Consider the following 11,550-nt stretch of genomic DNA (forward strand, 5'->3'; position numbering starts at 1 on the left):
TCCTCCCCCTCCAGGGGAGGATGAAGAACGCCCGCTCAATCGAACAAACTCGGCGTGTGGTTCACCACGGCGCCTTCGATCTGCAGCATCTTCAGCTTGGTCACCACGCCGCCATTGGCCGAAAAACCGCCGGGCTTGTTGCCGGCCGCCAGCACCCGGTGGCACGGTACCACGATCGGGCACGGGTTGCGGCCCAGCGCCTGACCGACGTCGCGCGACAGCTCGACGCCGCCGAGCTGCTTGGCGATGTCGCCATAGGTCACGGTCTTGCCCGGCGGGATCTTGCGCGCGATGTCGTAGACGCCGCGGTTGAACTCGGGCACGCCGTCGAGATCGAGCACGATGTCGGCGAGGTCGTTCGGCTTGCCGGCGAGCAGATCGATCATGCCGTCGATCGCGTGCTGCACCTCGGCCGGCGGGGCCGCCTCGGTGACGTCGCCGTTGCGCTGGGCGATCCGCTTGCGGGTCTTCTCCTCGGTGCCCATCGGCAGCTGCACGCCGGTGACGCCGTGCTCGCCCCAGACGACGCCGCAGGCGCCGATCATGGTCTCGAAGATTGCAAAATGCTGGCCGGTCATGGCTCGCTCCAGATGTTCCTTCAGCTCATGCCTCTGAGCCTGCTGTTGATCTGAAATCTAGGCTTGGAGAATGTTGCTATCCACCCGAATTCCGTGGGAACTTCGGCCAAATCAACAACATCTCCTGCCCTCCGCGAGCCTCCAAATGCACAGCCTCCACGTCAACGGTTTCGACATGCCCTATCTCGATATCGGCAAAGATACCGGCAAGGGCCCGCCGCTGGTCTGCGTGCATGGCTCGCTGTGCGATTTCCGGATCTGGTCGGCGGTGCTCGGCCCGCTGACGCGGCGGCATCGCGTGATCGCGGTCAGCCTGCGGCATTTCTTCCCGGCGCATTGGGACGGTGTCGGCGACACCTATTCGATCGCGCAGCATGTCGACGACGTCATCGCCTTCATCGAGAAATTCGACACCAAACCGGTCGACCTGATGGGGCATTCCCGCGGCGGCCACATCTGCTTCCGTGTCGCGCAGCGGCGGCCGGACCTGCTGCGCAAGCTGATCCTGGCCGAGCCCGGCGGCGAGCTCGACGAGAGCCTTGATCCGGATTACAAGCCCGGCCCCTCGCCGCTGGCGGCGCGCTTCGCGGCCTGTGCCGCTGAGATCGCCAAGGGCGACATCGACGGCGGCTTGCAGATCTTCATGGACGCGCTCGAAGGCCCCGGCGCCTGGAAGCGGATTCCGGCGACCTCCAAGCAGCTCTTGCGCGACAACGCGACCACGCTGCTCGGCCAGACCCGCGACCAGCGGCCGCCGTTCTCGAAGGCCGACGCGGAGGCGATCAGGACGCCGACATTGTTCATCGGCGGCGCCAACACCAAGGGCGTGCTGCCGAAGGTGCTGCACGCCCTCGCCGCAAATGTGAAGGGCGCGCGTACCGAGATGATCCCCGGCACCACGCACCCGATGTTCGAGCAGGCCCCGCAGCGCTACTGCGAAATCGTGCTGGAATTTCTTTCCGCGTAAGGAGTGCACCTCTCCCCTTGTGGGAGAGGTCGGATCACATCGACAGATGCGATCCGGGTGAGGGGTCTGTTTTCGCGGAGAGAACCCCTCACCCGGCGCGATGCCGCTGCGCTTTATCGCGCCACCCTCTCCCACAAGGGGAGAGGGTGCATTGTGCGCGCGGCAAGAGATGTCACACCTTCCACGCACCGACAGGTTGCCGCACGGCGACGTTCAGCCGGTTCCAGACATTGATCGCGGCGATGCCGAGCACCAGGGACGCGAGCTGCTGCTCGTCGAAATGTTTCGCGGCCTCGTCCCACACCGCGTCCGTCACTGGATCCTCGCGGTCGCTGAGCCGGGTCACCGCTTCGGTCAGCGCCAGCGCGGCGCGCTCGGCTTCGGTGAAATACGGCGTGTCGCGCCAGGCACCGACCGCGAACAGCCGCTCATCGGTCTCGCCGGCGCGCCGCGCAAGCTTGGGGTGCATATCGACACAGACGCTACAGCCGTTGATCTGGCTGGCGCGCAGATGGACCAGCTCGAGCAGCTTTTCCGGCAAAGCCGGCTTGGTGCTCTCGCTGAGCGCCTGCAGCGCCTTCATGGCATCGGGAACAACCATCACAGGATGGTTCATGCGGGCTTTCATCATATCACTCTCCTGATTTGCCTTTTGACGCCGCCGTGCCGATCTGCTGTCACATCGGCCGAGTTTCGTTCGTCATGGCCTTGACGGAGCGGACAAAGGGAATGTGACCGATGAACGAGAAAAAGTTTGTGGCCGAGCAGTTCGAGGCCAACCGGCCACGCCTGCGGGCCGTGGCCTACCGCATGCTGGGCTCGACCGCCGAGGTCGACGACGCCGTGCAGGAGACCTGGCTGCGGCTCGGCCGCACCGACACTGCTGCCGTCGACAATCTCGGGGGTTGGCTGACCACTGTGGTCGCGCGGATCTGCCTCGACATGCTGCGCTCGCGCAAATCGCGCCGCGAGGAGCCGATGGGTGCGCACGTGCCGGAGCCGATCGCCGACAATCCGTCCGAGCGCGAGACCGAGATGGCCGACTCCGTCGGCGCCGCGCTGCTGGTGGTGCTGGAAACGCTGGCGCCGGCGGAGCGGCTGGCTTTCGTTCTGCACGACATGTTCGCGGTGCCGTTCGAGGAGATCGCGCCGATCGTCGGCCGCACGCCGGCCGCCGCGCGGCAACTGGCGAGCCGCGCGCGGCGCCGCGTGCAGGGCGCGCCGCCCGCGCCGGATGCCGATCTCAGCCGGCAGCGCGGCATCGTCGAGGCTTTCCTCGCCGCATCCCGCAACGGCGACTTCAAAGGGCTGCTTGCGGTGCTGGCGCCCGACGTCGTGGTGCGCGCCGATCAGGCCGCGCAGCGGCTCGGCTCGCTGCCGGTGATCCGCGGCGCCACTGCGGTTGCCGAGAGCTTCAAGGGACGCGCGCAAGCAGCAAGACCAGCGCTGGTCGACGGCGAGATCGGCGTTGCCGTCATCCTCGGCGGCAAGCTGCGTGTCGTGCTGCGAGTCACGATTTCAGGCGACAGGATCGCGGCGATCGATGCGACCGCCGAACCCGCAGAGATCGAAGCACTCGATGTCGAGGTGCTCGATCGCACCTGACGCGGCTAGGTCGCGATGCTAGTGTCCTCCTTGCGCTTACTGCTGGGAGGACAATCATGAAACTATCCGTCAAATTGCTCGCGTCAGCTGGCCTGATCGCCCTCGCCTCATCCTCCGCCTTTGCCGCCGCGGATGAGAAGCTGCGCGCGCCCGCCGAGCAGGCCCAGCCGGCCGTGATCGAAAGCCTGCACGACATGGTGCTGATCGAGTCAGGCTCCAGCGACGTCGAGGGCCTGAACAAGATGGCCGACTACACCGAAGCGCGGCTGAAGGCGCTCGGCGCCAAGACCGAGCGGCGCAAGACCACGAAGGGCGCCGGCGCCGACATGGTGATCGGCACCTTTGAAGGCACCGGCAACAGGAAGCTGATGCTGATCGCGCATATGGATACGGTCTATGAGCACGGCATCCTCGACACCCAACCCTACAAGGTCGATGGCAACAGGATCTACGGACCCGGCATCGCCGACGACAAGGGCGGCATCGCCGTCATCCTGCATTCGCTCAAGATCCTGCAAGATATCGGCTGGCGCGACTACGCCAAGCTCACGGTGTCTTTCAATCCGGATGAGGAGGTCGGATCGATCGGCTCCGGCGAGATCATCTCCGAGCTCGCCGACCAGCACGACGTGGTGCTGTCCTGCGAGCCGACGGTGGCACCGCCGGTGGCCAAGAACGAGAGCCTGCTGCTCGGCGCCAGCGGCACCGCGACCGGCACGATGGACGTGAAGGGCAAGGCCTCGCATGCCGGCGCCGCGCCGCAGCTCGGCCGCAACGCACTGATCGAGCTCGCGCATCAATTGCTGCAGACCCAGGACGTCGCGAAATCAATCCCCGGCACCCAGCTGAACTGGACCACCGCGAAAGCCGGCACCGTACGCAACCAGATCCCCGACCACGCCAGCGCCGGCGCCGACATCCGCCTCACCGTTCCGGACGGCGTGCAGAAGCTTCAGGCGGCACTCGACGAGAAGGTGAAGAACAGGCTGATCGCGGACACCGAGGTGACCGTGAAGGTCACCGCAGGCCGTCCGCCCTTCGTCGCCAATGATCGCGGCCGCTCCCTCGCCAAGCAGGGACAGGCGATCTACGCCGAGCTCGACCGCACGCTCGATATCGCGGAAATGACCGGCGGCGCGACCGATGCCGGCTACGCCGCGCGCAGCGGCAAGGCCATCGTGGTCGAAAGCTTCGGCCTCGCCGGCTGGGGCTATCACGCCCGCGACGAATACATCGACACCAACTCGATCGTGCCGCGGCTCTATCTGATGACGCGGATCCTGATCGAGCTGGGCAAGGCGAAGTAGCGGCGAGGAGCATGCACAACGGCACCCGTTGAGACGGCACGCCAATCTTTAGCGCCGGCGTCCGGGCCACCCCTCTCCCCACCCTCCCCCACAAGGGGGGAGGGAGCATGACCGACGTGCTCACCTCACTTTCTCATCCACGGGACGCGGCTCTCTCCGTTCCCTCCCCCCTTGTGGGGGAGGGTCAGGGAGGGGGATGCCGCTTGCTCCGCTTGCCAACGAAGGTTGGCCGGTGACTGCGACCTACGTTCGAGGGTTGCCGAAAACATCACCAGTTTCAGCCGTTTAGGATCACCACGAATCCCAGGCTTGACCGTTCCCGCAACCGGCAGTACCTTCTCTTCGAACACGGAATTCCGTATTCCAATTTGGACTGATGCAATGATCCCGTTGGACCCGCTTCCGAACCTGATCGACCAGGTCTACGGGCGATTGCTCGAGGCGATCATCGACCGCACGTTGCTGCCCGGTCAGCGCATCACCCAGAACGAACTTGCCGATCGGCTCGGCGTGTCGCGCCAGCCGATCTCGCACGCGCTGCATCTGTTGCATCGCCAGGGCCTCGTCGCCGAGAGCGGCAAGCGCGGCTTCGAGGTGACGCAGCTCGATCCGCAGCGCATCCGCGAGCTTTATGAAGTCCGCGGCGCCATCGACGCGCTGGCGGCGCGGCTTGCCGCGAGGCGTGTGAAAGAGGATTCCGCTGCACGCGCACGGCTCGAGAGCGCGCTCGAAGCCGGACGCGCGATCAACGGCGACGCGCCGCTGGCGCGCCTGATTGCGCTCGACGTCGACTTCCACAGCGCGATCTATCGGCTCGCCGGCAATCCCGCGATCGAGGAAATGATTGCGCCGCAATGGCCGCATATGCGCCGCTCGATGGCGACCGTGCTTGCCGAGCTCGATTACCGCGACAGCGCCTGGACCGAGCATGAGGCCATCGCCGCGCATATTTTCTCCGGCAATGCCGCCGCCGCGGAGACTGCGGCGCTGGCGCATGCGCAGACGGCAGGGCGAATGACCGAACAGAAGCTGAGAGCGATCGACGTGGCGGCTTGAGCGGAATCGTCACGTCGCCGCAAGAACGAAGATCAACAATCAAAGGAGGAAAGCACCATGAAACTGAGCCAGGAGCAGGTCGAATTTTTCCATCGCGAAGGCTGGCTGTTCCTGCCCGAGCTGTTCAGCCAGGAAGAGGTCGATTTCCTCGCCCGCGAGGCGGTCGCGATCTATGACGCCAACCGCCCCGAAGTGTGGCGCGAGAAGAGCGGCGCGCCGCGCACGGCCTTCGCCGCGCATCTCTACAACGAGGCGTTCGGCACCCTCGGCGCGCATCCGCGCATGATCGACCCGATCGAGCAGCTGTTCGGCGAGAAGGTCTACATGCACCAGTTCAAGATCAACGCGAAGGCGGCTTTCACCGGCGACGTCTGGCAGTGGCACCAGGATTACGGTACCTGGAAGCGCGACGACGGCATGCCGGAGCCGCGCGCGATGAACATCGCGATTTTCCTCGACGAGGTGATGCCGATCAACGGCCCGCTGATGCTGGTGCCGCAGAGCCAGACTGCCGGCGACCTCAAGGCCTCGCACGATCTCGAGACCACATCCTACCCACTGTGGACGCTGGACGAGGAGACCGTCACGCGACTCGTCAAGCAGGGCGGCATCGTCGCGCCAACCGGCAAGGCCGGCGGCATGCTGATGTTCCACGGCAACCTGGTGCATGGATCGAGCGGCAACATCACGCCCTACCCGCGCAAGATCGTCTATCTGACGCTGAACGCGGTCTCGAACTACATCCGCACCCCGACGCGGCCCGACTACATCGCGCACCGCGACTTCACACCAATCCAGACCGTTGCCGACGACGCGCTGCTGCGGCTGGCCCGTGCGCCGCGGCAGGCGGCGGAGTAGACTCGCTCGTGCCCCGGACGCAGCGCAGCCGCAGCGATGCGCTGCTGCGCCGGGGCCCACACACTTGTTCATACTTCCTCCATGGGTCCCGGCTCTGCGGAGCAGCACTTCGTGCCGCACCGCGTCCGGGACATGGCGATAATCCCGGACACCATCATGAACCTGCATCACCTCCTCAAAACCCGCGCCGCCGCCGGCAAGCCGGTTCGCGTTGCCCTGATCGGCGCCGGAAAATTCGGCTCGATGTTCCTGTCGCAGGTGCCGCACACACTGGGGCTCGAAGTGCCCGTGATTGTCGATCTCGACCGCGATCGCGCCCGCGAGGCCTGCCGCACGGTCGGCTGGGACGACGCGCGGATCGATGCCACCACCTTCACCGATGACGGCGCGCGCGCGATCGCGGGCGGCGCGTTCGATGTGGTGGTGGAAGCGACCGGCAATCCCGCCGTCGGCATCCGCCATGCCCGCGCGGCGATAGCGGCCGGCAAGCACGTCGTGATGGTCAATGTCGAGGCCGACGTGCTGGCGGGGCCGCTGCTCGCCGAGGAGGCGCGCAAGGCCGGCGTGGTCTATTCGCTCGCCTATGGCGACCAGCCGGCGCTGACCGCTGAAATGGTCGACTGGGCGCGCGCGACGGGCTTTCACGTCGTCGCCGCCGGCAAGGGCACCAAATACCTGCCGGCCTATCACGACGTGACGCCGGAAGGCGTGTGGCAGCATTACGGGCTCACCGCAGGCGAAGCGCAATCCGCCGGCATGAACCCGCAGATGTTCAACTCCTTCCTCGACGGCACCAAATCTGCGATCGAGATGGCCGCGATCGCCAATGCCTGCACGCTCGACGTGCCGTCGGAAGGCTTGCTGTTTCCGCCCTGCGGCGTCGACGACCTGCCGCATGTGATGCGGCCGCGCGACAAAGGCGGCGTGCTGGAGAAATCCGGCATCGTCGAGGTGGTGTCGTCGCTGGAGCGCGATGGCCGTCCGGTGTTTCGCGATCTGCGCTGGGGCGTCTATGTGGTGCTGGAAGCCCCGAACGATTATGCCGCCGATTGCTTCAAGCAATATGGCCTCAAGACCGACGCGTCCGGCCGTTATGCCGCGATGTACAAGCCCTATCATCTGATCGGGCTCGAGCTGAACATCTCCGTCCTCTCGGCGGCACTGCGCAACGAGCCGACCGGACAGCCGCGCGGTTTCCGCGGCGACGTCGCAGCGGTCGCCAAGCGCAATCTTCGCGCCGGCGAGATGCTCGACGGCGAAGGCGGCTATACGGTGTGGGGCAAGCTGATGCCGGCCTCCGCCAGCCTCGCCGCCGGCGCATTGCCGATCGGGCTCGCCCATCGCGTCAAGCTGAAGAACGACGTCGCCCACGGCGGCGTGGTGCGCTGGAGTGACGTCGAGGTCGACGAGAGCAACGACACGATCAAGACGCGCAAGGCGATGGAGAAAGCGTTTTCGCGGTGACGTTTTTTTGCTGTTCACTCCAACGGAGCGACATCCTCACCTCTCCCCGCCCTTTTGCGGGGAGAGGTCGGATCGCATCGTCAGATGCGATCCGGGTGAGGGGCGAGGCACGGTGCTCAACAAGCAGCAAGGTGCTCGCCGGATAGAGGCCCCCTCACCCCAACCCTCTCCCCGCAAGAGCGGGGCGAGGGAGCAGAGAGGAGCGTCGGCTGAACTCACGGCAACAACCGGCTCGCCTTCGCCAGCTTGAACCACTTCCGGAACATGACTTCCGTATCCATCATCTCGGTGAAGCCGGCCTGATTGATCTTGACCGTCGAGACGATCGAAGGCGGGCCGGATTCGGTCTGCCCGTAGCGCATGCTGTAATCGGCATATTGGAACGACAGGCCGACGAACTCTTCCAGGCCAGGTGCGATCAGATCGTGCCTCCTGCGCAGCTCGTCCCACAACGCGATCCATTTCGGGTATTCCTGCGCCAGCGACAGCGGCACATGCCGGCCCGGCGCCATCTCGAGCGCATCTGATACCGCCGGCCAGATATTGTCCCAGGTGAAGACGTCGCCATTGGTGACGTTGAAGGCTTCGTTGCGCGCGGTCTCGGCCTCGCCCGACCAGGCGATCGCCCGCGCCAACAGATCGACATCGACCGCCTGCGCGACGCGCGGTGCGCCGCCGGGATAATCCAGCGGCCTGCCCTGCGCGCGCAGCACCGCTGCATAGACGCCGAGCGGCGGGATCAGGTCCATCGCACCGCCCATGGCTTCGCCGATGATCAGCACCGGACGCAGGATGCTCCAGTGCCAGCGCTTGCCGCGTTGCAGTTCGCGCAGGAAGTTCTCCTGCGCCCAATAGAAGTTCGGCTGCTCGTACATTTCCGAACGGCCCTCGCGCGCCGGCACCGTGAGCGGCCGGACATGCACGCCATAGGCTTTGGTACCCTGCAGCAGCGCGACATGCTTGAGATCAGGCGCGACGGGTTCGAGCGCGCCCATCAAATTGCGCAGCATCCGGTCGTTGGTTGCGATCTGCCCGGCATCGCGCCAGCCATCGACCAGGCTCGGCGCTTCGTAAAGCGCCGCGTAGATCAGGTGCGTTGCGCCGGCGAGCTCGGCCGCGGCGCGCTGGCAATCCTCGGCGCTGGTAAGGTCGATTCGCACATGCCGCGCGCCGTAGAGATCGCGCGGCTCCCGCCGCGACAGCGCAATGCGCTCACAATCATCGGATGCGCCGAAGTGTCGCAAGGCGGCGTTGCCCACGAGGCCGGTCGCGCCGGCGACCACGACTTTCTTGTTGGCCATGTCCTTGAACTCCCATCAACTCACCTGCCGTCGTAGCAGATCGCGGAGCGACCGGCAGCCATCGCGGCGGGTATCGGATGAGACCGACAGTGCCGTTTCCTTCGCACCTGCAATGAAGGCAGACGCTTGATTTCCTTTGGCAATCAATCATCCTGACCGGCGGAACCGAAGAGCTCGGATTTCCACCTACAAGAGCCCGTCGAGGGCCACCGGACACATCACCACAGCAACGTCGATCGTTCGGCCAAGAAAAACGGCATCAAGATCGTTCCCCTTGTCGAGGCATCGGCACACAGGAGGGATACGCATGAAGCGTCGTGATTTCTTGAAGGCAGGCGGCGTCGGGCTGGCTGCGACGGCGGTGGCTGCGCCCGCGGTCGCGCAATCGATGCCGGAGGTCAGGTGGCGGCTCGCGGCAAGCTGGCCGAAGGCGCTCGATACGCTGTATGGCGGCTGTGAATTCTTCTGCAAGCGCGTCGCCGAAATCACCGACAACCGTTTCCAGATCCAGTCCTTCGCCGCCGGCGAGATCGTGCCCGGCCTGCAGGTGCTCGACGCCGTCTCCAACGGCACGGTCGAGATGGGCAACACCGCGCTGTATTATTACTGGGGCAAGAATCCCGCCTTCACCTTCGGCACGTCGCTGCCATTCGGCCTCAACACGCGCCAGCATATTTCCTGGCTGCAATGGGGCGGCGGCAGCGAGCTGATCAACAATTTGCTTGCGGAATACAATTGCGTCGGCATTCCGACCGGCTCGACCGGCGCCCAGATGGGCGGCTGGTTCCGGAAGGAGATCAAGTCGATGGCGGATTTGCAAGGGCTGAAATTCCGCGTCGGCGGCTTCGCCGGCACCATCATCGCCAAGGTCGGCGGCGTGCCGCAGCAGATCGCCGGCGGCGACATCTATCCGGCACTGGAGAAAGGCACCATCGACGCGGCCGAATGGGTCGGACCGTATGACGACGAGAAGCTCGGCTTCGTCAAGGTCGCGAAGTTCTACTACTACCCCGGCTGGTGGGAAGGCACCGGCCAGGGCCACAACGTGATGAACAAGGACAAGTGGAACGCGCTGCCGAAGCACTATCAGGCCGCGATCCAGGCCGCCTCCGAAGACACCTTCACATGGGTCACCGGCAAATATGATGCGGTGAATCCGCCGGCGCTGAAGCGCCTGATCGTGGCCGGCGCGCAATTGCGGCCGTTCCCGCAGGAAGTGCTGGAGGCCTGCTATGGCGCAGCCAACGAGATCTATGCCGATCTCGCCAAGAGCAATCCGCATTTCGGCAAGATGTATGCGAGCCTGTCCGCCTATCGCAACGAATCGCTGGCCTGGATGCAGGTCGCCGAGCTCTCGTTCGACAGCTTCATGATGCGGATGCGGACGCGGACCTGAGCTACGCGCGTCCTGAGACAATAAAAAAGCCCCGGAGAATTTCTCCGGGGCTCATTTTTTGAGTCGGCCTTGATTCGGCGCGACGGCTCAGTTGTCGTCGCTGCCGCCGAACTCTTCCATCAGCTTGTCGTAGCTCTTGGTCACGAGATCGATGTTGCCCTTGTTCTCGACCGCGGGCGGCGGCGACTTCAGGGCTTCGTTGAGATCGGCAAGCGCGTCCTTCTTGTCCTTGGCCGACATCTTCTTGTCGGCCTGGACCTGGGCGATCTGAGCCTTCACCACGGCCTCGGGACCGACATACTTCTTGGTCTGCGGATCGAAGCCGCCGAGCACCAGCGAGATGTTGTCGACGACGCTGTTGTACTCGTCATAGCTGGCAAAACCGTTCTTCTTGGCGATGCCCTCGAGCTGGGCGACGATCTTCGGATCCGGCTTGGCGTCCTGCGAAAGCTTTGCGGTGATCGGGTCCATTTCCTTGGCCGCGGTGATCGCGCCGTCGATCTGCTTGTCGGTCAGCGCGATCTGCTTGATCGGCGGGGCCTGGTCCTGTGCCGGAGCAGCGGCCTGCGCGGCGGGCGCGGGCTGCTTTGCCGGCGGTGCCATCTGCTGCTGCTTGGCCTGCGCGAATGCGCCGCTGTTCGACGCCGCGCTCATCGCGATCGCAAGACATGCGACGCCGAGCGCAGCAGTTACGGGACGGACGATCTCACGCATGGAAGTCTCCTTGTTGGGGCAGGTTTGCCGAGCTTCTTGGGGCAAGAGGTACGGAAATCGAAATGAACGGCCTATGAACTTTGGTCGTAGACGATGACGGCCAATCGTGGCCGAATGATCACAAAATGTTCAAGGAGTGTTGATTGCAATGCCCAGGCAGCAGTCGGCGAGCACAATGGCATGACGGTGAGTGGCGTGGCCGGCACCGGTGCACGGCGAGCTCCGACGGTCCGCCGCTCAAGACTTCGTCTTCAGTTTGAATGACTCGAAGAATCTGTCCTTGCTTGCAACGATCAGGTCCCGA

Annotated in this window: 12 protein-coding genes (1 of these 12 cut by a window edge); 7 read left to right on the plus strand and 5 right to left on the minus strand. The window is 65.0% G+C overall.

The window, feature by feature from the left end:
* Positions 1-35: 35 nt before the first annotated feature.
* Entirely contained in the window at positions 36-578 is a 543-nt protein-coding gene (locus tag XH92_RS38390) for a methylated-DNA--[protein]-cysteine S-methyltransferase (protein ID WP_194456676.1), read from the minus strand.
* A gap of 145 nt (positions 579-723) precedes the next feature.
* Here XH92_RS38390 and XH92_RS38395 point away from each other — a divergent pair, with 145 nt between their 5' ends.
* Positions 724-1,545: an alpha/beta fold hydrolase gene (locus XH92_RS38395; protein ID WP_194456677.1), complete on the plus strand. Its 822-nt coding sequence runs from the start codon at positions 724-726 to the stop codon at positions 1,543-1,545.
* Between the two features lie 172 nt (positions 1,546-1,717).
* Here XH92_RS38395 and XH92_RS38400 read toward each other — a convergent pair whose 3' ends face one another.
* Positions 1,718-2,173 (minus strand): carboxymuconolactone decarboxylase family protein, encoded by a 456-nt coding sequence (locus XH92_RS38400; protein ID WP_194461630.1) that lies wholly within the window; start codon positions 2,171-2,173, stop codon positions 1,718-1,720.
* Between the two features lie 110 nt (positions 2,174-2,283).
* Here XH92_RS38400 and XH92_RS38405 point away from each other — a divergent pair, with 110 nt between their 5' ends.
* The 5 genes from XH92_RS38405 to XH92_RS38425 all read left to right on the plus strand — a co-directional run bounded on the left by XH92_RS38405 (position 2,284) and on the right by XH92_RS38425 (position 7,835).
* A complete protein-coding gene (locus XH92_RS38405; protein WP_194456678.1) occupies positions 2,284-3,150 on the plus strand; it encodes a sigma-70 family RNA polymerase sigma factor in 867 nt (288 codons plus the stop codon).
* 56 nt (positions 3,151-3,206) lie between these two features.
* Complete coding sequence (locus XH92_RS38410; protein WP_194456679.1) at positions 3,207-4,457, plus strand: M20/M25/M40 family metallo-hydrolase; 1,251 nt, start codon at positions 3,207-3,209, stop codon at positions 4,455-4,457.
* A gap of 381 nt (positions 4,458-4,838) precedes the next feature.
* Positions 4,839-5,513: a GntR family transcriptional regulator gene (locus XH92_RS38415; RefSeq protein WP_194456680.1), complete on the plus strand. Its 675-nt coding sequence runs from the start codon at positions 4,839-4,841 to the stop codon at positions 5,511-5,513.
* Positions 5,514-5,570: 57 nt separating this feature from the next.
* Positions 5,571-6,371, plus strand: a complete 801-nt coding sequence (locus tag XH92_RS38420) for a phytanoyl-CoA dioxygenase family protein (RefSeq protein ID WP_194456681.1) — start codon at positions 5,571-5,573, stop codon at positions 6,369-6,371.
* A gap of 156 nt (positions 6,372-6,527) precedes the next feature.
* Complete coding sequence (locus XH92_RS38425) at positions 6,528-7,835, plus strand: NAD(P)H-dependent oxidoreductase (protein WP_194456682.1); 1,308 nt, start codon at positions 6,528-6,530, stop codon at positions 7,833-7,835.
* Positions 7,836-8,050: 215 nt separating this feature from the next.
* Here the strand turns inward: XH92_RS38425 and XH92_RS38430 are convergent, their stop codons facing one another.
* Positions 8,051-9,136 (minus strand): NAD-dependent epimerase/dehydratase family protein, encoded by a 1,086-nt coding sequence (locus XH92_RS38430; protein ID WP_194456683.1) that lies wholly within the window; start codon positions 9,134-9,136, stop codon positions 8,051-8,053.
* A 307-nt stretch (positions 9,137-9,443) separates the two neighbouring features.
* On the opposite strand from XH92_RS38430, the gene XH92_RS38435 reads away from it, so the two are divergent.
* Entirely contained in the window at positions 9,444-10,532 is a 1,089-nt protein-coding gene (locus tag XH92_RS38435; RefSeq protein WP_194456684.1) for a TRAP transporter substrate-binding protein, read from the plus strand.
* 87 nt (positions 10,533-10,619) lie between these two features.
* Here XH92_RS38435 and XH92_RS38440 read toward each other — a convergent pair whose 3' ends face one another.
* Both XH92_RS38440 and XH92_RS38445 read right to left on the minus strand, forming a co-directional pair.
* Entirely contained in the window at positions 10,620-11,246 is a 627-nt protein-coding gene (locus tag XH92_RS38440; RefSeq protein WP_194456685.1) for a hypothetical protein, read from the minus strand.
* 237 nt (positions 11,247-11,483) lie between these two features.
* Positions 11,484-11,550 carry the 3' end of a hypothetical protein gene (locus tag XH92_RS38445; protein WP_246788000.1) on the minus strand. The gene runs 602 nt beyond the window's last position, so the window shows 67 of its 669 coding nt (coding positions 603-669); the start codon falls outside the window, past its right edge; it ends in the stop codon at positions 11,484-11,486.

This window comes from Bradyrhizobium sp. CCBAU 53421 (genome assembly GCF_015291625.1).
GTDB lineage: Bacteria > Pseudomonadota > Alphaproteobacteria > Rhizobiales > Xanthobacteraceae > Bradyrhizobium.